Source organism: Streptomyces sp. SCSIO 30461 (genome assembly GCF_037023745.1).
GTDB lineage: Bacteria > Actinomycetota > Actinomycetes > Streptomycetales > Streptomycetaceae > Streptomyces.
In genome coordinates this window covers 6,418,031-6,439,527 of record NZ_CP146101.1, presented here as the reverse complement: position 1 = coordinate 6,439,527, position 21,497 = coordinate 6,418,031, and the positions used below count along the sequence as shown (strand labels likewise).

Genomic DNA, 21,497 nt, shown 5'->3' with positions numbered 1-21,497 from the left:
TCAGAAACCTCCGTCGGTGGTGAGCAGGTGGAGCAGTGGGGCGTCGGGCAGCGGGTCGTCGCCCTCCCAGGCGCGGGCGAGCGCGCCGACCGTGGCGAGATCCCCGAGCAGGACGCCCCCGACGAGCCGGTCCCCGCGCACGACGACCTTGCGGTACGCGCCGCGGGTGGCGTCGGCGAGTTGTACGACGTCGTCGCCTGGGCGTGGGGCCGGTTCCCCGAAGGCGGCGACATCGAGGCTGCCCGCGCCGCCGAGGGTGAGCCGGGTGAGGGCGCGGGTGCCGGTGTAGGCGGCGGCCGGGTCACCTCCGCCGAGCCGGGCGGCGAGTACGTCGGCCTGTTCCACCGCCGCAGTCGCGAGGCCGTAGACGGTGCCCGCGTGCTCGGCGCAGTCGCCGAGCGCGTGGATGTGCGGGTCCGAGGTGCGGAGTTCGTCGTCCACGACGATTCCTTGGCGGACTTCGAGACCGGCTTCGGTGGCCAGTGCCGTACGCGGACGGACCCCGCAGGCGAGGACCACGCACTCCGCGTCGAGTACGAAGCCGTCGGCGAGTTCGACGCCGGTCACGGCCTGCCGGGCGCCGCTGCGCAGCCCGCGGACATGGCACTCGGTGTGGACCTCCACCCCGAGCCCCTCCAGGTGGGCGCGGACCAGGGCACCGGCCGCCGGGTCGAGATGGCGGTCCATCAGCGTGGGCCCGTGATGGGCCAGCACCACGTCCGCTCCCCGCTCGGCCAGTGCGCGTGCGGCGGAGACCCCGAGCAGTCCGCCGCCGATGACGACGGCACGCGTGCCCGTACGGACCAGTGCGGCCAGGGCCAGGCAGTCGTCGAGGGTGCGGAACGGGTGCACGCCTTCGGGCAGTCCGTCCGATGTGCCGCGCAGTGGCGGCAGCACCGGGTTGGAGCCGGTCGCCAGGACGAGCCGGTCGTACGCCACCGCGGAGCCGTCCGCGCAGTGCACGGTTCGTTCCTCGCGGTCGACGCGTACGGCCCGCACCCCGCGTCGCACCGCCGCCGGTCCGCCCGCCCCGGGCGGACCACCCGGTACGGGGGGCAGAGCGATCACATCGGGCGTGTACCGCCCGGCGAGGACGTCGGCGAGCAGCACCCGGTTGTAGGGGGCGTGCGGCTCGTCACCGAGCAGGGTGATGTCGCACACCGGCGCGAGCAGTCGCGCCAGGCGTGCCCCCGCCATCCCGGCGCCGATCACCACGGTCCTCGTATCCATGCAGGCAGCTTGGGGCGCGGCTGTTACCTGCCGGCATCTGCGTTGTTTCCCGTGGGGAACGCTGATCTCAGCGCGGGCGGGGGAGTGGTGTGAGGCGGTCGGAGAGGGGCCGCCTCAGCGGGCGCTCCCCAGGTTCCGGTCCGCCGCGGTGCCTTCATGAGGGTGACCTCCTCGATCCGGCGGAAGCGCCCGTCGGGGCCCGCGCAGTGCCGCGATGCCGGCCGGAGACGTGGGACTCGACCGCTCCGGAGTCACCCGGCGCGCATCGAGGCTGGAGGAGGCGGGACTCGTCCGGCGTGCACCCGACCCCGGAGACAGGCGGGTGACCCTGCTCGCCCTCACGGCGGCGGGCGAAGAGGTCGTCGCGACCCTGTGCCGACGCCTGGCCGTTCACATCGAAGCCGCCCTCGCCGGCTGGCCCGCCGACGAGGCTGCGGCTTCCGTGCGCCGCCTCAGGCGCTTCGTCGGCGACGGCCCCTTCACCGCCTTCGAGGTCGCGCATCGTCCCGCCGACGCAGCGCACGGTCCCGTCGAGGGCGAGGGAATCAGGCGCTCCGTGAGCGGACGGCCCGAGCAGGGGGTCGAGGCCGGGTAGGCGGAAGCAGAGCGGCGGACTGAGGCGGCGAGGCGGGCGCGACAGAGACGGGCCCTGAATCGGAACGACTTCCCGCCCCCGTCAGCCGGACGCTTGACGGGGGCGGGGACGGGGCGGTACGAGGATGGTGGAAGCCGAACCCCGCCGGCCGCCCTGCGCGCCGCTCGCCCGGCATCGCAGGGGCCGCGCCCCGTCGGCAGCGGTCGCGGCCGGTAGGGCCGCACCGCCGCGATCTAGGTGGTGTCGGCGAGGTCCCGTCCGGGCGATCCTTGCGGGCCCGAGAAGATCGCCCGGACGGGAGCCGCGCCGGCGCTACGTTCGGCACCGAGCCCGGTGGACGCCGGCACAGGCCCGGACACGCCGTTCGACGTCGGCGGGCAGATCGTCGTGCGCATGTCGTCCTCCGGCGCGGTCGTACTCCGGTGCGATGGGCGTCGCTCCACCTCTGAGGTAAGGGCCAGTGCGACCGCTACGCCTGCTGATGGGCGATCAGAAATGCGGACGCACGCGGGCAACCCCTGTTTGCCGGCTCCGTTTCCGCAGGTCACAGTGGATGAGATGGGCCATTGGGCGCACCGTGCGAGCCGTCGCTCCGAATGGGTGATTCGAGGTCGCGGTACGGCGAGTCGCCTGGCGTGTGCGAGGTTGTGTACCGGAGCCCGTACAAGGACTCCATGAGGATCGAGAGGAGGCGCACATGGCCGCGGTGAACCGCGCGGAGACAGTCCCGAAGGCCCTGGCCGTGCTCACCACCACCGACAGTGCCGGCCAGGCCGAGACGCCGGCGCGTGGCGCGGTGGAGGCGCGGCCGGCCGCCTGCACGCAGATCTCCGGGCCCGTCACCTCCGTCCACCACTGGCAGAGCGCCGTCGAGACGGGCCAGGAGTGGCAGGTCCTCTTCAAGGCCAAGCCGGACCGCTACGACGCGCTGGAAGCCCATCCGAAGGCGCGGCACGGATACGACACCACGGAGATCATCGCCACGCCGGTGGCATGGGGCAGCGCGGCGTACCCGGAATGGATCGCAGCCGAGACGGCCGCCCCGCCCCCGGCCGGGCCCGGGGCATCCGCGCCATGAACCCGAACGAGCCGCTGCCGTTCTTCGTCTACGGCACCCTCCGCCCCGGCGAGCACAACCACGACCGCTGCCTGCTCGGTCGCACCTCGACCGAGGAACCGGCCCGCCTCGCCTCGGCGGTGCTCTATGACGGCCCCGGCTACCCGTACGTGGTCGAAGGCGGCACCGGCACCGTGCTCGGTGAGCTGGTCACCGCGCCCGGTGACCTCCACCAGGAGCTCACCGCCGTGCTGGACGACCTGGAGGAGTACTTCGGCCCCGACGACCCGCGCAATGTGTACGTACGGGTCGCCAGGGACGTCGAGACGGACGCCCGGGAGAGCGTCACGGCCTGGGTGTACGTCGCCGCGGAGGCGGTGGCGCGGGAGCTGCGGGCGCGAGGCACGGTGATACCGGGCGGCGACTGGACGGCCAGGGGAGCAGCCACGCGTCCCGCCCGCCCCTCCAGCCCTACCGGCTCTGTCCGTCCGCAGGCTCCAGCCGCACCGCGCACACCTTGAACTCCGGCATCCGCGAGACCGGGTCGAGCGCAGGGTTGGTCAGCGTGTTGGCCCGTCCTTCGCCCGCCCAGTGGAACGGCATGAACACCGTGTCCGGCCGGATCGACTCCGTCAGCCGTGCCGGTGCCACCGCCCGCCCCCGCCGCGACACCACGGCGAGCGGCTCCCCTTCTGTCACTCCGACCCGCGCGGCGAGCCGGGGATGCAGTTCCACGAACGGCCCCGGGGCAGCCGCGTTGAGCTCGGCGACCCGGCGGGTCTGCGCCCCCGACTGGTACTGGGCCAGCACCCGCCCGGTCGTCAACAGCACCGGATACTCGGCATCCGTGTCCTCCCCTGCCTCCCGGTGCACGACCGGCACGAACCGTGCCCGCCCGTCGGGCGTGGCGAACCGGTCGTGGAACAGCCGGGGCGTACCGGGGTGGCGCCCCTGACCGGGTACCCCGGGTGTATCGGGGCACGGCCAGAACACACCGTGCTCCTCCTCCAGGCGCCGGTAGTCGATCCCCGAGTAGTCCGCGGCCCCGCCCGCCGATGCCCGACGCAGCTCCCCGAACACCTCTTCCGGATCCGTCGGGAATCCCTTCCCGTGGCCCAACAGCCCGGCGAGCCCGTGCAGCACCTCCAGATCGCTCCGTACCCCGTCCGGCGCGGTGAGCGCACGCCGCCGCAGCAGCACTCGCCCCTCCAGGTTGGTCGTGGTCCCTGTCTCCTCCGCCCACTGGGCCACCGGGAAAACCACGTCCGCCAGCTCCGCCGTCTCCGACAGCACCACATCGGCGACCGCGAGGAAGTCCAGAGACCTGATCCGCTGCTCGACATGCGCGGCGCGCGGAGCGGACACCACCGGGTTGGACCCCATCAACAGCAGGGACCGTACCTCCCCGCCGAGCGCGTCCAGCAGTTCGTACGCACTGCGGCCCGGCCCCGGCAGGGAGTCGGGATCGACCCCCCACACCGCGGCGACGTGCTTCCGCGCGGCGGGGTCGTCCAGCCTGCGGTAGCCGGGCAGCTGGTCCGCCTTCTGGCCGTGCTCACGGCCGCCCTGCCCGTTGCCCTGACCGGTGAGGCAGCCGTATCCGGTGAGCGGGCGGCCCGCGTTCCCGGTGGCCAGGGCCAGATTGATCCAGGCGCCGACCGTGTCGGTCCCCTTCGACTGCTGTTCCGGTCCGCGCGCCGTGAGCACCATGGCGGCGGGGGCATCGCAGAACAGGTCCATCGCCGCGCGCAGCCCGGGGACCCCGACACCCGTGATCCGCTCGACCAGTTCGGGCCAATGCGCCATCGCCGCGGCCCTGGCCTCCGGCCAGCCGCTGGTCCGCTCCCGGATGAACTCCTCGTCCGTCCGCCCCTGTGCCACCACCAGATGCAGCAGCCCCAGCGCCAGCGCCAGATCCGTCCCCGGGCGCGGGGCCAGATGCAGGTCCGCCTGCTCGGCGGTCCTCGTACGGCGCGGATCGACCACGATCAGCGAACCGCCGTTCTCCTTCAGCTCGGTGAAGTAGCGCAGCGCCGGTGGCATGGTCTCCGCGAGGTTCGAGCCGACGAGGATCACACACCCGGTACGCGGAATGTCCTCCAGCGGGAACGGCAGCCCCCGGTCCAGGCCGAACGCCCGCTGGTGCGCCGCCGCCGCGGACGACATGCAGAAGCGGCCGTTGTAGTCGATCTGGGAGGTGCCGAGCACCACCCGGGCGAACTTCCCCAGCGCGTAGGCCTTCTCGTTGGTGAGCCCTCCGCCCCCGAACACCCCCACCGCGTCCGCGCCGTGTGCCTCGCGGGTGCGCCGTAGCCCGTCGGCTGTGACCCGCAGGGCCTCGTCCCAGGTGGCCGGTTCCAGACCGCCGCCGGCCGGGCTGCGCACCAGGGGCGAGGTCAGCCGGACCCGAGAGGAGAGCACGGCAGGCGCTGTGCGGCCCTTCCCGCACAGCGCGCCGCGGTTCACCGGGAAGTCGGGCCGCTCCACCACCTCGGTTCCGCGCAGGTTCATCCCGCACTGCAGCGAGCAGTAGGGGCAGTGGGTGGGGACGAGCGCTGAGGCGGTCGGTGCGGTGGCGGCCGGTGCGTGGGACATGCCCTTCAGCGTGCGTCGCCGGTGTTACGCCGACGGGCTCCTCGTATTACGGCGCTGGTACGGCGCCCTCAGCCGACTACCCGGCGGGAGGTGAGATGTCCGCTGCCAGCGCCTTCGCCACCCCCGGCTCCTTGCGCCCCAGGAACGTCGGCTCCGGCTCGAACGCCGCGTCCAGCGCCGCCTTGCCCGCCGCGAGCAGCTCCCGGGTCTCCCCGTAGGGAGCGTATTGCGTCGTGATCATCAAGTGGTCCGGGTGAGATCTCTGAGCCAGATCATCGAGGCGCGTAGGTGGAGGCCGGCGAGGTAGCTGTCAGGGGTCTTGTCGTATCGGGTGGCGATGCCTCGCCAGGCCTTGAGCTTGTTGATCAGGCGTTCGACGGTGTTCCGCTCTTTGTAGAGGTCGGCGTCGTGGCTGACGGGTCGGCCGCCTCTGGAGCCCTTCTTCTTCCGGTTGGCGGCCTGGTCCTTCTTCTCCGGGATGACCGCCTTGATACGGCGTTTACGCAGGTGGGCGCGGTTTCCGCGGGACGAGTAGGCCTTGTCCCCGGCGACCGCGTCCGGCCGGGTGCGGGGACGGCCGACGGGTCCACGCACCCGTACCTTGTTCAGGACGGGGATGAACTGCGGGCTGTCGGCGGCCTGTCCCGCGGTCAGAATGAACGCCAGCGGGCGGCACTTGCGGTCGCCGGCGACATGGATCTTGCTGGTCTGCCCGCCCCTGGAGCGTCCGAGGAGGGCGGCCTTCAGCCGGAGTTTCCGCCGTCGCCGGATGCGCCGTCGCTCTTCCCGCTCGGGATCGCCTTCGGCCCCCTGCCCGGTTTGTTCGTCGCAGTCGCCCCCTTTGACCTGGTCTTCTCCGCCTCGGCGGCAGCCTTCTCCAAGGCTGTGAGGACGTCTTGGTCCAGATGCATCCCGGCTGCGTCGTGATGGGCCCGGGCGGTGGTGGAGTCGATGCTGACCAGGGACAGATCCACCTCACCCCGCTTCGCGGCTTCCGCGATCAGGCCCTCCATCAGGGCCCCGAAGACCCCGGCATCACGCCACTGCCGGAACCGGTTGTGGACGGTCGACCAGGCACCGAACTCCTGCGGCATCTCACGCCACTGCCCGCCCGTCTTGAACCGCCAAATCACGCCCTCGAACTGCTGCCGCAGCCGTTCCGGATACGGGCCGTACTCGCCGATCGGCACATACGGCTCGATGAACTCCCACTCCGCATCCGTCAGTTGCACTCGCGTCACCCAAGAAGGTCTACCCGTCCAGACCCTTCCGCGAAGGCAGATCCCGCACATTGATCAGGACGCAATACGCTCCCTAGTACCAGGTCGCGTCGAGCGGCTCGGCGACCCCGACCCCGTAAGACTCCACCCCCGCCGCACCGCACAGCGCCACGGCCCGCTCTATGTGGAAACCCTGGGTGACGAGCACGGCCCGGTCCACTCCGAAGATCTTCTTCGCCCGGACGCACGAGTCCCAGGTGTCGAAACCCGCGTAGTCGCTGACGATCCGGGCGTCCGGCACCCCGCGCTCGGTGAGGTACCCGCGCATCGCGTCCGGCTCGTCGTACTCCATCCGGCTGTTGTCGCCGGTGACGAGCACCACCTTGACCTTGCCCGTGCGGTACAACTCCGCTGCGGTGTCGAGCCGGTGCGCGAGATACGGCGTCGGTCGGCCCTTCCACAATCCCGCCCCGAACACCACGGCGACATCACGGGCCGGCGCGTCGGCCACCGTGCCCACCCGGCTGTCGGCTGCGACGTGCATCCAGGTCGCCGGGGCCAGCGCGAGTACGCAGCCCAGCATGACGCCCTGGAGGGCGCGCCGCTGCCCGCGGCGGGTTCTGGGCAGTCGGAGCGAGAGTGTGCGCATAGCGTGAGGACCCCCTGGTTCGGCCCGGTCCGGTGTGACCCGGCTTGTTGAGGTCGTCCTGGTGTACGACCCACCTCTTCCGACGTCATCGCGGGCGTGCCGGTTCAGTGTCCGCCGCCGAAATCAGCCGAGGCGGGGGCCGCCGGTCCGGCATGATGGCGGCATGATCAGCGCAGCTGCCCGCAACAACGCCGAATGGTGCGACGCCATGTGCCGTGCGCACGGGATCACCGGAGTGTTCGGCGAGTGGGCCTGGACCAGCGAGTCGCGCACCCCGCCGCTGTACCCGGACGCCGTGACGCTGTCACCGCGGGCCGTGGCCCGGGACGTGCTCGAAGGCATCGACCGCGCCGCGCCGGGCTGCTCGGTGAAAGACAGTTTCGGGCGACTGGACCTCGCGGCGGACGGCTTCGAAGTGATCATCGACGCCCGCTGGATCCACCGTCCGGCCACTCTGGCCACACCGGTCGCTCCCGCCGACGTGGTCTGGCGACCGGTCCGTACGGTCGGCGACCTGGCCCGGTGGTCGGCGGCGTGGTCCGGCGGGGACGAGGCCATGGCGGGCATCTTCCGCACCGAACTCCTCGCCGACCGTGCCACGACCGTACTCGCGGGCACCACGGACGGCGGACGGCGCACGGTCGCGGGGGCGGTGGTCAGCCGCAGCACGTCCGTCATCGGCGTCTCCAACCTCTTCTGCTCCGACGACGACCCCGAGCGCGCCTGGGCGGGCTGCCTCGCGGCGGTCGCCCGGCTGTGGCCTGGGATGCCGGTGGTCGGCTGGGAGACCGGGGACGCGCTGGACGCGGCGGTCGCGCAGGGCTGTGTCCCGGGCGACGCACTGCGCGTGTGGCTCGCGGTCTGACCGCGCTTCCGGGCGGTGTGCCCCCTGCACTCCGACCGCGCTCCTGGGCGGCGCCCCGCGGGCCGACCGCGCTCCTGGGCGGCGCCCCGCGGCACCGGTGCGGACATCGGGCCGGACAGGGCGGTGAGGCCCTGGAAACCAGCTTTCACCGCACCGCAACGACCCCGCAATCCGCACCCGCGACGATCGGACCATGACGGAGTCGCTGCCACCCGACGCCACGTTCGACAGCACCGCTCAGCTACTCACGTGCATCACCGCGCAGTTGGGGAGGCAGCTCAGTCACGTCCAGCTCAACGGAGTGCGCAGACCCATGAGTCACCCCCAGCCCTCGTGCCCCGAGACCCCCACCCTCGTCGCCGTCGCCCACGGCAGCCGAGACCCCCGTGCCGTCCGTACCGTCCGCCGGCTGCTCGACCGCGTCCGGGAGCTGCGTCCGGGATCGGACATCCGCATCGGGCACATCGAACTCGACGCCCCCCTGCTGCCGGACACGCTCGCCGGGCTCGTCGCGGAGGGCCGGAGCGACGCCGTGCTCGTACCGCTCCTCCTGGGCCGAGGCTGTCACGTCAAGCGGGACATCCCCGGTGCCGCCGCCGCTTTCCCGGCTCTGCGGGTCAGGATCGCGCCGCCGCTCGGACCGCATCCGCTGTTGGTCGAGGCCCTCTACGCACGCCTGGTCGAGGCCGGGTGGCGGACCGAGGACGACGGCAGTCGCAGCGCCGGGGTGGTGCTGGCGGCGGCCGGCTCACGCGATCCCGACTCGGCCCAGGACGCCCGCCGTACCGCCGCGCTGCTCAGCGAGCGCACGGGCGGGGTGCCGGTGGTGCCCGCGTACGCGTCCGCGGTCTCGCCGAACGTGCCGGAGGCGGTGCGCGCCCTGACCGCCCGCGGTCGCCACCGGATAGCCGTGGCCTCGTACTTCACGGCGCCCGGCCGGTTCGCGTCAGCCGCAGCGGCTGCCGCGCCCTGGATCGCGGCGGAGCCCGTCGGCGCCCATCCGGCGCTCGCCCGGCTGGTGCTCCAACGCTATGACGCGGCGCTGGCCGCCCCGCGGTCGCCGGGACGGCGCGAGCTGGTGACGGCCTGAGCCCGACGAACACCCGCCACCGCTCAGGGCCCGTACCGCACCGCGGGCCCTGAGCGGTTACCGTCGGGGCATGGCAGGCACCACGGGCAACTCCGGCGACCAAGCGCAAGACCAAGCGCAAGACCAAGCGCAAGACCAAGAGCGAGACCGAGAGCACGGCTACGACGAAGCGGCGACCGCGCGCTGGGCCCACGAGCCCGACAAACGCCCCGGCCGCACCGCCTTCCAGCGCGATCGCGCCCGGGTGCTGCACTCAGCCGCGCTGCGCCGCCTCGCCGGAAAGACCCAGGTGGTGACCCCGGGCTCACGCAGCGCGGCCTGGGACCCGAGCCCTCGCACCCGGCTGACCCACTCCCTGGAGTGCGCACAGGTCGGGCGTGAGCTCGGCGAGGCGCTCGGCTGCGATCCCGATCTGGTGGAGGCCGCTTGCCTCTCCCACGACATGGGCCATCCGCCCTTCGGGCACAACGGCGAGCAGGCACTCAACGACGTCGCCAAGGACTGCGGCGGATTCGAGGGCAACGCCCAGTCGCTGCGGCTGCTCACCCGTATCGAGCCCAAGCACTTCGTCCGCTCCGCTCACTCGGACGAGCCGGTCAGCGTCGGACTCAACCTCACCCGCGCCGCACTCGACGCCGCGACCAAGTACCCCTGGGCCCGCGGCGGCCACCCCAGCGACCCCGGTTCACCGAAGTTCGGGGTCTACGAGGACGACCTTCCGGTCTTCACCTGGGTGCGCGAGGGCGCGCCGGGTCACCGCAAGTGCTTCGAGGCCCAGGTCATGGACTGGTCCGACGATGTGGCCTACTCGGTGCACGACTTCGAGGACGGGCTGCACGCCGGGCACATCGACCCGAACGCGCTGGTCTCCGAGCATGAGCGCCGAGAGATCTGGACGGTCGCCATCGGCCGCTACGTGCCCGAAGGCACCGATCCGCGGGCGCTCGCCGACGCCCTGGACCGGCTGGTGAACCAGGAGTGGTGGCCGCACGGCTATGACGGCACGGCCGTCGCCCAGGCCCGGCTCAAGGACGCGACGAGTCAGCTGATCGGCCGGTTCTGCCTGGCCGCCGAGGCCGCGACACGCCAGGCGTACGGCACCGGCAGGCTCACCCGCTACGCCGCCGAGCTCGTCGTACCGGACGAGACACGGCTGGAGTGCGCGGTGCTCAAAGCGGTCGCCGACCGCTATGTCATGCAGCGTGCCGAGCAGGAGGCGCTGCGCGCCGAGCAGCGCATCGTGGTGGCCGAGCTCGCCGACGCCCTGGCGGCCAGGGCGCCGGAAAGCCTCGACCCGCAGTTCCGGGCACTGTTCGACGCCGCGCCCGATGACAGGTCGCGCAAGCGGGTGATCATTGACCAGATCGCATCGCTCACCGACGCGTCGGCGCGCGCCCTGCACGAGCGGCTGACTTCGGGGGGCGCGTAAGGGAAGCCGCGGTGGCTGGAACAGGTCCCGAAGCACCCCTGTTCCCGCCCGCACACCCCGACACCCCCTCTTCCCCCCTCACGCTCCGTGCGGGACGCTCACAGTAGGCGGCGTAGCGTGCTGTGTTGTCCGGGGAGCCAACCCCCGGAGCCCCGGCAGTGAACATCCGGCACAACCGGCAGTGAACTAGGAGGAGCGAAGTGGTCGACGCGCATCGGACGTTCGTCATCGTGGGCGGGGGACTGGCCGGGGCCAAGGCCGCGGAGACCCTGCGCGCCGAGGGGTTCACCGGCAGAGTGATCCTGATCGGTGACGAACGCGACCACCCGTACGAACGCCCGCCGCTGTCCAAGGGCTATCTGTCAGGCAAGGACAAGCGCGACAGCGCGTTCGTACATGAACCGGCCTGGTACGCCCAGCACGACATCGAGCTGCACCTGGGCCAGCCTGTCACCGCGATCGACCGCGCCGAGCGGTGTGTGCGGCTCGGCGACGGGACGGGCGTCCACTACGACAAGCTGCTGCTGGCCACCGGTGCCGAACCGCGCCGCCTGGACATCCCGGGCACCGACCTGGCGGGCGTCCACCATCTGCGCCGACTCGCGCACGCGGACCGGCTGCGGCAGGTGCTCGCGGGCCTCGGCCGCGACAACGGCCATCTGGTGATCGCCGGGGCCGGCTGGATCGGCCTCGAGGTGGCGGCGGCGGCCCGCGGCTACGGCGCCGAGGTCACCGTGGTCGAGCCGGAGCCCACCCCGCTGCACCGGGTCATCGGCCCCGAGCTCGGCCAGCTGTTCGCCGACCTCCACGCGGAGCACGGGGTCCGCTTCCACTTCGGCGTGCACCTCACCGAGATCGTCGGCCAGGACGGCATGGTGCTCGCGGCCCGCACCGACGACGGAGAGGAGCACCCGGCGCACAGCATCCTCGCCGCGATCGGAGCCGCCCCGCGCACCGGCTTGGCCGAGGCCGCCGGACTCGCCCTGGTCGACCGCGCCCACGGGGGCGGTGTCGCGGTGGACGCCTCGCTGCGCACATCGGACCCGGACATCTTCGCAGCCGGTGACGTCGCCGCCGTGCACCACCCGCTGCTGGACATCAGGCTGCGCGTGGAGCACTGGGCGAACGCGCTCAACGGCGGACCCGCGGCGGCCAGGGCGATGCTCGGCCAGGAGGTCTCGTACGACAGGGTGCCGTACTTCTTCTCGGACCAGTACGACCTGGGCATGGAGTACTCCGGCTGGGCTCCGCCCGGCTCGTACGACCAGGTCGTGCTGCGCGGGGACGTGGGCAAGAGGCAGTTCATCGCCTTCTGGCTCAAGGACCGGAAGGTCCTCGCCGGGATGAACGTGAATGTGTGGGACGTCACCGAGGACATCCAGAACCTGATCCGCTCGGGATCCGCGGTGGACACGGAGGCACTCGCGAACCCCGCGACGCCGCTCACCGCTGTCGTCCCGGCACCTTAAGATTTACGCGTGGCAGGCAGGATCAACGATGACGACGTGAAGGCGGTCAGGGACACGGTCCCGATCGACTCCGTCGTGTCCGAGTACCTCCAGCTGCGCAACGCCGGCGGCGGCAACCTCAAGGGCCTGTGCCCCTTCCACGACGAGAAGTCCCCCTCCTTCCAGGTCAGTCCGAGCAAGGGTCTCTTCCACTGCTTCGGCTGCCAGGAGGGCGGGGACACCATCACGTTCGTGATGAAGGTCGACCATCTGTCCTTCTCGGAGGCGGTGGAGCGGCTCGCCGCCCAGGCCGGGATCACGCTGCGGTACGAGGAGGGCGGGTACAACCCCGCCCACCAGCGCGGCGAGCGTATCCGCCTGGTCGAGGCGCACCAGGCCGCGGCCCGGTTCTATGTGGAGCAGCTCGACGGAGCGGAGGCCGAGATCGGTCGGAAGTTCCTCGCCGAGCGTGGCTTCGACCAGGCGGCCGCCCAGCACTTCGGCGTCGGCTACAGCCCGGCGGGTTGGGACCACCTCACCCGCTTTCTGCGAGGGAAGGGTTTCTCCGACAAGGAGCTGCTGCTGTCGGGGCTCTCCCAGGAGGGACGCAGGGGCCCGATAGACCGCTTCCGGGGCCGGCTGATGTGGCCGATTCGCGATATTTCCGGCGATGTGGTCGGTTTCGGTGCGCGCAAGCTCCGCGACGACGACAACGGACCGAAGTACCTGAACACGCCGGAGACGGCGATCTACAAGAAGTCCCAGGTGCTGTACGGCATCGACCTGGCGAAGAAGGAGATCGCCAAATCCAGCCGGGCAGTGGTGGTCGAGGGCTACACGGACGTGATGGCCTGCCATCTCGCCGGGGTGACGACGGCGATCGCGACCTGCGGTACGGCGTTCGGCGGCGAGCACATCAAGATCCTTCGGCGGCTGCTGATGGACAACGGCAGCGCCAAGGTGATCTTCACCTTCGACGGTGACGCAGCCGGCCAGAAGGCGGCGCTGAGGGCCTTCGAGGACGACCAGAAGTTCGCCGCCGAGACCTTCATCGCCGTCGCGCCGGACGGGATGGACCCCTGTGAGCTGCGCCTCGCCAAGGGGGACGAGGCGGTGCGGGAGCTGGCCGAACCGCGCAACCAGCTCTTCGAGTTCGCGATCCGCCACATCGTGCGCAATTACGACCTGGAAACCCCGGTCGGCCGTGCCGCCGCGCTGGACGAGGCCGCGCCGATCGTCGCCCGGATCAAGAACAGCGCCTCCCAGCACGAGATGGCGGTCCAGCTCGCGGGCCTGCTCGGCATCCTGGACACCCAGTTCGTGGTCAGACGGGTCGCACAGCTGGCGCGCTGGGCCAGGCAAGGAGGCGGTGACGGCCGAGGTAGGAACCAGGGCCCGGCGCAGGGCCAGGGGCGCGGCGCCCCCCCGCCCGCGCAGGCATACGACGCCGGACGCCCGTCCGTGCCACAGCCCAGCGGCCCCGCGCTCAACCTGCGCAGCCCCGCCCACCGCACCGAGCGCGAACTGCTGAAGCTCGCCCTCCAGCGCCCCGAGCTGGTCTCCCCGGCCTTCGATGCCTACGGCGCCGACGAGTTCACCGCCCCGCCCTATGTCGCCGCACGCCAGGCCATCGTCGAAGCGGGCGGCGCCGAGTACGGCATCTCGGACGGGCCCGGCTATCTGGCCCGCGTCCGGGACGCCGCGCCCAATGACACCGTGCGCTCGATGATCACCGAGCTCGCCGTGGAGGCCATCCACTCCAAGACCGTGGACGAGAGCTACGCGGGCTTCCAGCTCGTGCAGGTCCGGCTGCGTGCCGTCGACCGCCGTATCGCCGAGGTGCAGGGCACGCTCGCGCGCCTCGGCGCCCATGCCGACCCCGAGCGGCTCGCCGCCGTGCAGAACGAACTGTGGGTGCTCCAGCAGTACGCCCAGTCGCTGCGCAGCCGTGGCGCCGCCGCCCTCTGAGCCGGGACCGAGCAGGCGTCGAGCCATCCGCGCGGCGGTCACCGCACGGTCACGGAAGGGACTCAAAAAGTCCCCGCACGCCCCTCGTGGCAGCGATGTGTCGTACCCCACACTGGATGCGGTGCCTGAGTCCTCGGAGCGCGGCCGGTCCACACAGGGTGGACCTCTCACCCCGCGGATCCGCGTCGTGTACCTGGAGGTCGCCCCCGTGCAGACCCAGACCCAAGCGCAGACACAGCATCCGGCCAGAGTCGTGCCAGCGCAGAGCCATGCCGTGCACCACCCCGAGAACGCGGAGAGCGAGCCGCCCCGGGGTTGGGAGCCCGACCCGGAGGCGGAGGCGCCCGACATCCGGCAGGAGGCACCCGGTCCGGCCGAGTCGACAGGTCAGCCCGGGCCGGTCGAGCTGTCCGAGCCGCCTGAGCGTCCCGAATCCGCGGCCCGTACCGAGGCCCAGGGCAACAGCCCCTCGTCCGACCTCTTCCGGCAGTACCTGCGAGAGATCGGCCGGATCCCGCTCCTCACCGCCGCCGAGGAGGTCGAGCTCGCCCGCAGAGTGGAGGCGGGCCTCTTCGCCGAGGAGAAGCTCGCCGGAACCCCGGACCTCGACACCGAGCTCGCCCTCGACCTCGACCGGCTCGTCGTCATGGGCCGGATGGCCAAGCGCCGCCTCATAGAGGCCAATCTCCGCCTCGTCGTCTCCGTCGCCAAGCGCTATGTCGGCCGCGGGCTGACGATGCTCGATCTGGTCCAGGAGGGGAACCTCGGCCTGATCAGGGCTGTCGAGAAGTTCGACTACGCGCGTGGCTACAAGTTCTCGACATACGCGACCTGGTGGATACGCCAGGCTATGTCCCGGGCCCTCGCCGACCAGGCCCGGACCATCCGCGTGCCCGTCCACGTCGTGGAGCTGATCAACCGGGTCATCCGCGTCCAGCGCCGGCTGCTCCAGGAGCGCGGCTACGAGCCCACCCCCGAAGAGGTGGCCGTCCAGCTCGACCTGTCGCCCGAGCGGGTCGGCGAGGTGCTGCGCCTCGCACAGGAGCCGGTGTCGCTGCACGCGCCCGTGGGCGAGGAGGACGATGTCGCGCTCGGCGACCTCATCGAGGACGGCGACGCGACCTCACCGGTCGAGTCCGCGGCCTTCCTGCTGCTGCGCGAGCACCTGGAGGCCGTGCTGTCCACGCTGGGCGAACGCGAGCGCAAGGTGGTCCAGCTCCGTTACGGCCTGGACGACGGGCGGCCCCGCACCCTGGAGGAGATCGGCCGCATCTTCGGCGTGACACGCGAGCGCATCCGCCAGATCGAGTCCAAGACCCTCAACAAGCTGCGGGACCACACCTTCGCGGACCAGCTGCGCGGCTACCTGGACTGAGCTCCGTCCTCCTGGGGCGTGGCGCCCTGCCGCTTCCGCCGCATGTCGGCCGCGGCGCCCACGGCGGCGCCGACGGCCATGCCCAGACCGAGACCGATCGGCAGATTGCCGATCGCCATCGCGACGCCCGCCCCGAAGGCGAGGCCGAGCGAAAGCCCCATCGCCGTCGCGGTGCCCGCGGGCACCGAATCCCCACCGCCCGCTTTCCTGTCTTCCCTGCCCATACCCGTCCCCCCGTGCGCGGCCGGTCGGCCACGCTCCGTGCCACTCGTCACGGCTCAGTGCCTACCGCGCACGAACTCGTCAGTCGACTTCGGCCACCGCCTGTGCGAACTGCGCCGCGTAGAGCCGGGCGTACGCGCCCCGTGCGAGCAGCAGTTCGTCGTGTGTGCCCTGTTCGACGATGGAGCCATTCTCCATCACCAAGATCACATCCGCGTCCCGGATGGTGGAGAGCCGGTGCGCGATCACGAACGACGTACGCCCGTGGGCCAGGCCTGCCATCGCCTTCTGGATCAGCACCTCGGTCCGGGTGTCCACCGAGCTGGTCGCCTCGTCCAGCACCAGGATCACCGGATCGGACAGGAACGCCCGTGCGATGGTGATCAGCTGCTTCTCACCGGCGCTGACTCCCGAGCCCTCGTCGTCGATGACCGTGTCGTAGCCGTCCGGCAGGGTGCGGATGAAGCGGTCGGCGTGCGCTGCCCGCGCCGCCTCCTCGATCTCCTCCCGGGTGACCTCGCGGGACGCGCCGTAGGCGATGTTCTCGGCGATCGTGCCGCCGAACAGCCAGGTGTCCTGCAGCACCATGCCGATTCCGGCCCGCAGGTCGTCGCGGGACATGGCGGCGATGTCGACGCCGTCGAGTGCGATCCGGCCGCCCGTCACCTCGTAGAACCGCATCAGCAGATTGACCAGCGTGGTCTTGCCGGCGCCCGTCGGCCCGACGATCGCCACCGTCTGGCCCGGCCGGACGGACAGGGACAGATCCTCGATGAGCGGCTTCTCCGGCTCGTAGCGGAAGGAGACCTTCTCCAGCGTGACCTCCCCGCGCAGCTCCGCAGGGCGGGCGCCGCGCAGCGGGTCGGGCTGCTGCTCATCGGCGTCCAGCAGCTCGAAGATCCGCTCGGCCGAAGCCACCCCGGACTGCACCAGGTTCGCCATCGACGCGACCTGCGTCAGAGGCATCGAGAACTGCCGCGAATACTGTATGAACGCCTGGACGTCGCCGATCGACAGCGTGCCCGAGGCGACCCGCAGCCCGCCGACCACAGCCACCAGCACGTAGTTGATGTTCGAGATGAAGTACATCAGCGGCTGCATGACGCCGCTGTTGAACTGCGCCCGGAACCCTGCCTCGTACAGCGCCTCGTTTTGTTCGGCGAAGTCCTCGGCCGACTCCTGCTGGCGTCCGAACACCTTCACCAGGGTGTGGCCGGAGTACATCTCCTCGATGTGCGCGTTCAGGCTGCCCGTGGACTTCCACTGCTGCACGAACTGCGGCTGGGAGCGCTTGCCCACCTTCGCTGCCACGAACACCGACAGCGGCACGGTCAGCAGCGCCACCAGCGCCAGCAGCGGCGAGATCCAGAGCATCATCGCCAGCACGCCCACGATGGTCAGCAGCGAGTTGATCAGCTGCCCCATCGACTGCTGCATGGTCTGCGAGATGTTGTCCAGGTCGTTGGTCGCCCGGCTCAGCACCTCTCCGCGTTTCGCCTTGTCGAAGTACGACAGCGGCAGCCGCGACAGTTTCGCCTGTACGTCCTCCCGCATCCGGTAGACGGTGCGGTTTATCACCCGGATCGACAGCCGGGTCGACACCAGCATCAGCAGGCCGGCACCCACGTACACGGCGAGCGCGATCAGCAGCACGTGCCCGACCGAGGTGAAGTCGATGCCCCGGCCCGGGGTGAAGTCCACCCCGGAGAGCATGTCCGCGAGCCCGCTGTCGCCCCGGGCACGGAGGGCGTCGAGCGCCTGCTCCTTGCTGGTGCCACCGGCTATCTCCCGTCCGACGACTCCGGCGAAGACCAGGTCCGTCGCCTGCCCGAGGATCTTCGGCCCGACCACCGCGGCAGCGACGCTCAGCACCGCGGCCCCGAGCATCGTCCACAGGGTGCCGCGCTCCGGGGCGAGCTGAGCGAGCAGTCGCTTTCCCGAGCCCTTGAAGTCCATGGACCGTTCGCCCGCGTTGGGCATCATCATGCGTCCACCAGGACCGGCCATCAGGCTGCCTCCGCCTCGGTCAGCTGGGAGAGCACGATCTCCCGGTATGTCTCATTGCTCTCCATCAGCTCATGATGGCGCCCGGTACCGACAATGCGGCCCTCGTCCAGCACCACGATCCGGTCGGCTCCACGGATGGTCGACACCCGCTGGGCGACGATCACCACGGTCGCGTCGGCCGTCTCCAGGGAGAGCGCCCCGCGCAGCGCGGCGTCGGTCGCGTAGTCCAGCGCCGAGAACGAGTCGTCGAACAGATAGATCTCGGGCCGCTGGACCAGCGTGCGCGCTATCGCCAGTCGCTGCCGCTGGCCGCCCGACACATTGGTGCCGCCCTGTGCGATCGGAGCGTTCAGCCCGCCGTCGAGCTCGCGTACGAACTCGGCCGCCTGGGCCACGTCGAGCGCCTGCCACAACTCATCGTCGGTCGCGTCGGGATTCCCGTACCGCAGGTTCGTGGCCACCGTGCCGGAGAACAGGTACGGCTTCTGGGGGACGAGTCCCACGGTCTGTGCCATCAGCGCAGGGTCCAGCTCCCGTACGTCGACACCGTCGACCAGCACCGCGCCGCCGGTGACGTCGAACAGCCTGGGTACGAGCCCGAGCAGCGTCGACTTGCCGCTGCCCGTCGACCCGATGATCGCGGTCGTCTCACCCGGACGAGCCACCAGTTCCACGTCCACCAGGACCGGCTCCTCGGCACCCGGATAGCGGAACTGCGCGCCCCTGACCTCCAGATGGCCGCGCCGAGCCAGCTTCCGCACCGGATCGGCCGGAGGCACCACGCTCGACTCCGTGTCCAGGACCTCCTGGATGCGCTCGGCGCACACCTCGGCCCTCGGCACCATCATGAACATGAAGGTGGCCATCATCACGGCCATCACTATCTGCATCAGATAGGCGAGAAAGGCGGTGAGCGCGCCGATTTCCATCGCGCCACTGTCGATGCGCTGGGCCCCGAACCAGACCACCGCGACACTGGACACGTTCACGACCGTCATCACCGTCGGGAACATCAGCGCCATCAGCCGGCCGGTCGACACGGCCACATCGGTCAACTCGGTGTTGGCTCCGCGGAACCGCTCCTGTTCGTACGGGTCCCGTACGAACGCCCGGATCACCCGATTGCCCGTGATCTGCTCCCGCAGCACCCGGTTCACCGTGTCCAGCCGCTCCTGCATGGTTCGGAACAGCGGACGCATGCGCTTCACGATCAGCATGACCGAGACACCGAGCACCGGCACGACCGCCAACAGCACTGCCGACAGCGGCACATCGAGGGCGAGGGCCAGCGCGATACCGCCGATGCACATGATCGGCGCGGACACCATCAGCGTGAACGACATCAGCACCAGCATCTGGACCTGCTGGACGTCATTGGTCGTCCGGGTGATCAGCGAAGGAGCCCCGAAACGCGCCACCTCGCGGGCTGAGAACGCCTGGACGCGTGCGAAGACGGCCGCCCGTACGTCCCGGCCCAGTGCGGACGAGGTCCTGGCGCCGAAGTAGACGGCCCCGATGTTGCACAGCACCTGGACGACGCTGATGCCGACCATGATCGCGCCGAACGCCAGGATGTACCCGGTATCGCCCTTGACGACACCGTTGTCGATGATGTCCGCGTTCAGTGTCGGCAGATAGAGGCTGGCGCTGGTCTGGAGCAGCTGGAGCGCCACCAGCAGGGCGAGGGGTTTGGAGTAAGGACGCAGGAACGTCCGCAGCAGTCTTATGAGCACGCGGGGTCTCTCGTGGTCGGGTCGGAGTATGAGGGCGGAGGTCGCCCCCATACTCCGTCACCCCGCTTACCGGGAGCCAAAGGTTTTCCCCAAGCAACGGTCAAGAACCGGCCTGCCCGGCGAGGCCCGCATCCGCGAGGCTCAGCCCCCGGTGCCGAACGCCCCCGGATGCGTCTGGTTCCTGGTCGCGACGTACTGCTGCCGCACCGCCTGCCCGACCGCCAGTTCCTCGCCCGGCTCGAACACCTGGGCTGAGGCACCCCGCCACGCCGGCGGGCTCTGCGGAGCCAGCGTCCCCTGGGCGACCCCGAGCGCCCAGGCCGCCTGACGGGCGGCGCCGATGGCCGCGTAGTCGGCCGGCTGGGGCACGACGACCTGGGCGCCGAAGATCGACGGCGCCGCGGCCTGGACCGCGGGCAGATCGGCGGCCTGTCCCAGCAGGAACACCCGCCGCACCTCCACGCCCCGAGCCCGCAGCACGTCCAATGCGTCGGCGAGCCCGCAGAGCATGCCTTCGAAGGCCGCCCGCGCCAGATGCTCACGCTTCATCGACTCGCGCCGCAGCCCGGAGAGCGTGCCCGCGGTGTGCGGGAGGTGCGGGGTGCGCTCGCCTTCCAGATAAGGGAGCAGCACCAGGCCGGAAGCACCCGGCGTCGACTTCATCGCGAGGGCGGAAAGCTCACCGAGGTCCTCGACACCCAGCAGTTCGGCGGTGCCGCGCAGCGCCCGCACGGCGTTCAGGGTGTGCACCACCGGCAGGTGCATCCCGGTGGCGTCAGCGAAGGAAGTGATCATTCCGCTGGGATCGGCGAGCGCCTCGTGGTGCACGGCCATCACCGAACCCGACGCCCCGAGGGACACCACGGCGTCACCGACGGCCAGGCCGAGCCCGAAGGCCGCCGCCATGGTCTCCCCGGTGCCAGCGGAGATCAGCAAGCCCTCCGGGGTCGTCCCGGCGGCCTCGCACGGGCCAAGCACCTCGGGCAGCGCGGCCCGGTGCCCGAGCGCCAATTCCACCAGGTCCGGCCGGTAGGCCCCAGTGCCAGCGGACCAGTACCCGGTCGACGAGGCCCCGCCCCGGTCCGTGGTCCTGCGCGCGGGCCGGCCCAGCAGCTGCCACACCAGCCAGTCGTGCGGTTGCATCACCAGAGCGGTGCGCTTGGCCGCGTCGGGCTCGGTCCGCGCCAGCCACCGCAGCTTGGCCACCGGCAGACCCGACTGGGGTACGCACCCGACCGCCTCGGCCCACGCCTGCCGGCCGCCGAACGCCTCCACCAGATCCGCCGCCGCGACCTGCGCCCGCTTGTCGTTTCCGACCAGGGCAGGCCGCACCGGCGCGCCCGACGCGTCGATCGGAATCAGTCCGTGCTGCTGCGCCGACACGCCGATGGCCTGCACACCTTCGAGCAGTCCGCCCGCCGCCGCCTCACCCAGCGACAGCAGCCATGCCTGCGGATCGACATCGTTGGCTTTCGCCTCGATCGGGTGCGGAGCGTACCCCTGGCGCAGCACGGCACCCGTGTCCGTGTCGCAGACGACGATGCGAGTGAAGGCGGACGAACTGTCCAACCCGGCGACTATCCCCATGCCGTCAGATTCTGCCGCACTCGGGGGCTTGCTGCGGCCCGGGCCGAGCGGTCGGGCGCCGCTCGTTTCAGGTGTTGCTGGTCCCCCAGTCGTCCTCCCCGTTGCTCAGACTCCGCTCCCGCAGCGACCGCACCCGCGCGGCCACCGATTCGGGCACCCTTTCCCCCACCTTCTCGCTCACGGCGTGGTACGCCTTGCCCGCCACCTCGCGCCCGGTGTGCGCGGCGGACTCGGCGGCGTTGCGCACCGCGGGGTTCTGCGCGAACTCGCGCGCCGATTTCTTCAGCTGCTCGTAACGCTCGCGCCCGGCACGGGTGCCGAGCACGTATCCGAGTGCCACTCCGGCGACGAACGTGAGCCGGTATCGCATCACTGCCACCCTTCGCCGACGCCGTCCCCGACGCCGGGATCAGAGGTCACGAGGTCA

At 71.2% G+C, this 21,497-nt stretch carries 17 protein-coding genes and 2 pseudogenes; 9 read left to right on the top strand and 10 right to left on the bottom strand.

Features of this window, described 5'->3' with window-relative positions; genetic code table 11:
- On the bottom strand, positions 1–1,230 hold the full coding sequence (locus V1460_RS29000) for an FAD-dependent oxidoreductase (RefSeq protein ID WP_338676555.1): 1,230 nt from the start codon (positions 1,228–1,230) through the stop codon (positions 1–3).
- Positions 1,231–1,444: 214 nt separating this feature from the next.
- On the opposite strand from V1460_RS29000, the gene V1460_RS28995 reads away from it, so the two are divergent.
- From V1460_RS28995 to V1460_RS28985, 3 genes are all read left to right on the top strand, one after another.
- Entirely contained in the window at positions 1,445–1,825 is a 381-nt protein-coding gene (locus tag V1460_RS28995; protein WP_338676554.1) for a MarR family winged helix-turn-helix transcriptional regulator, read from the top strand.
- A gap of 697 nt (positions 1,826–2,522) precedes the next feature.
- Positions 2,523–2,903, top strand: a complete 381-nt coding sequence (cutA, locus tag V1460_RS28990; protein ID WP_338676553.1) for a divalent-cation tolerance protein CutA — start codon at positions 2,523–2,525, stop codon at positions 2,901–2,903.
- Positions 2,900–3,403, top strand: coding sequence for a gamma-glutamylcyclotransferase family protein (locus V1460_RS28985; protein ID WP_338676552.1), 504 nt, complete (start codon positions 2,900–2,902; stop codon positions 3,401–3,403). The genes cutA and V1460_RS28985 overlap by 4 nt, the downstream gene beginning before the upstream one ends.
- On the opposite strand, the gene V1460_RS28980 is transcribed toward V1460_RS28985, so the two are convergent.
- The 4 genes and pseudogenes from V1460_RS28980 to V1460_RS28965 form a co-directional block, all read right to left on the bottom strand.
- Positions 3,354–5,477 carry a molybdopterin oxidoreductase family protein gene (locus tag V1460_RS28980; RefSeq protein WP_338676551.1) on the bottom strand — a complete coding sequence of 708 codons (2,124 nt, stop codon included), beginning with the start codon at positions 5,475–5,477 and terminating at the stop codon, positions 3,354–3,356. The two genes, V1460_RS28985 and V1460_RS28980, sit on opposite strands and share 50 nt — an antisense overlap.
- Before the next feature lie 76 nt (positions 5,478–5,553).
- A complete protein-coding gene (locus V1460_RS28975) occupies positions 5,554–5,718 on the bottom strand; it encodes a hypothetical protein (protein WP_338678408.1) in 165 nt (54 codons plus the stop codon).
- Positions 5,718–6,718: pseudogene (locus tag V1460_RS28970) on the bottom strand (IS5 family transposase). Before V1460_RS28970 ends, V1460_RS28975 begins: the two are co-directional and overlap by 1 nt.
- 76 nt (positions 6,719–6,794) lie before the next feature.
- Positions 6,795–7,346 (bottom strand): annotated as a pseudogene (locus V1460_RS28965) (vancomycin high temperature exclusion protein); the annotation flags it as partial.
- Positions 7,347–7,509: 163 nt separating this feature from the next.
- Here V1460_RS28965 and V1460_RS28960 point away from each other — a divergent pair.
- The 6 genes from V1460_RS28960 to V1460_RS28935 all read left to right on the top strand — a co-directional run bounded on the left by V1460_RS28960 (position 7,510) and on the right by V1460_RS28935 (position 15,521).
- Complete coding sequence (locus V1460_RS28960; RefSeq protein WP_338676550.1) at positions 7,510–8,211, top strand: hypothetical protein; 702 nt, start codon at positions 7,510–7,512, stop codon at positions 8,209–8,211.
- A 193-nt stretch (positions 8,212–8,404) separates the two neighbouring features.
- The gene (locus V1460_RS28955; protein ID WP_338676549.1) at positions 8,405–9,301 is read left to right on the top strand and encodes a sirohydrochlorin chelatase; all 897 of its coding nucleotides are present in this window, start codon (positions 8,405–8,407) and stop codon (positions 9,299–9,301) included.
- Positions 9,302–9,371: 70 nt separating this feature from the next.
- A complete protein-coding gene (locus tag V1460_RS28950; protein ID WP_338676548.1) occupies positions 9,372–10,730 on the top strand; it encodes a deoxyguanosinetriphosphate triphosphohydrolase in 1,359 nt (452 codons plus the stop codon).
- 200 nt (positions 10,731–10,930) lie between these two features.
- A complete protein-coding gene (locus tag V1460_RS28945; RefSeq protein ID WP_338676547.1) occupies positions 10,931–12,199 on the top strand; it encodes an FAD-dependent oxidoreductase in 1,269 nt (422 codons plus the stop codon).
- Positions 12,200–12,208: 9 nt separating this feature from the next.
- Entirely contained in the window at positions 12,209–14,146 is a 1,938-nt protein-coding gene (gene dnaG, locus V1460_RS28940; protein ID WP_338676546.1) for a DNA primase, read from the top strand.
- A gap of 121 nt (positions 14,147–14,267) precedes the next feature.
- On the top strand, positions 14,268–15,521 hold the full coding sequence (locus V1460_RS28935; protein ID WP_407077547.1) for an RNA polymerase sigma factor: 1,254 nt from the start codon (positions 14,268–14,270) through the stop codon (positions 15,519–15,521).
- On the opposite strand, the gene V1460_RS28930 is transcribed toward V1460_RS28935, so the two are convergent.
- The 5 genes from V1460_RS28930 to V1460_RS28910 form a co-directional block, all read right to left on the bottom strand.
- A complete protein-coding gene (locus V1460_RS28930) occupies positions 15,509–15,745 on the bottom strand; it encodes a hypothetical protein (RefSeq protein WP_338676545.1) in 237 nt (78 codons plus the stop codon). The genes V1460_RS28935 and V1460_RS28930 overlap by 13 nt on opposite strands.
- Positions 15,746–15,824: 79 nt before the next feature.
- A complete protein-coding gene (locus V1460_RS28925) occupies positions 15,825–17,750 on the bottom strand; it encodes an ABC transporter ATP-binding protein (protein WP_338676544.1) in 1,926 nt (641 codons plus the stop codon).
- Positions 17,750–19,483 carry an ABC transporter ATP-binding protein gene (locus tag V1460_RS28920; RefSeq protein ID WP_338676543.1) on the bottom strand — a complete coding sequence of 578 codons (1,734 nt, stop codon included), beginning with the start codon at positions 19,481–19,483 and terminating at the stop codon, positions 17,750–17,752. The genes V1460_RS28925 and V1460_RS28920 overlap by 1 nt, the downstream gene beginning before the upstream one ends.
- A gap of 141 nt (positions 19,484–19,624) precedes the next feature.
- Positions 19,625–21,070 (bottom strand): FGGY family carbohydrate kinase, encoded by a 1,446-nt coding sequence (locus tag V1460_RS28915; protein ID WP_338676542.1) that lies wholly within the window; start codon positions 21,068–21,070, stop codon positions 19,625–19,627.
- A 67-nt stretch (positions 21,071–21,137) separates the two neighbouring features.
- On the bottom strand, positions 21,138–21,440 hold the full coding sequence (locus V1460_RS28910; RefSeq protein WP_338676541.1) for a YtxH domain-containing protein: 303 nt from the start codon (positions 21,438–21,440) through the stop codon (positions 21,138–21,140).
- Positions 21,441–21,497: the final 57 nt, after the last annotated feature.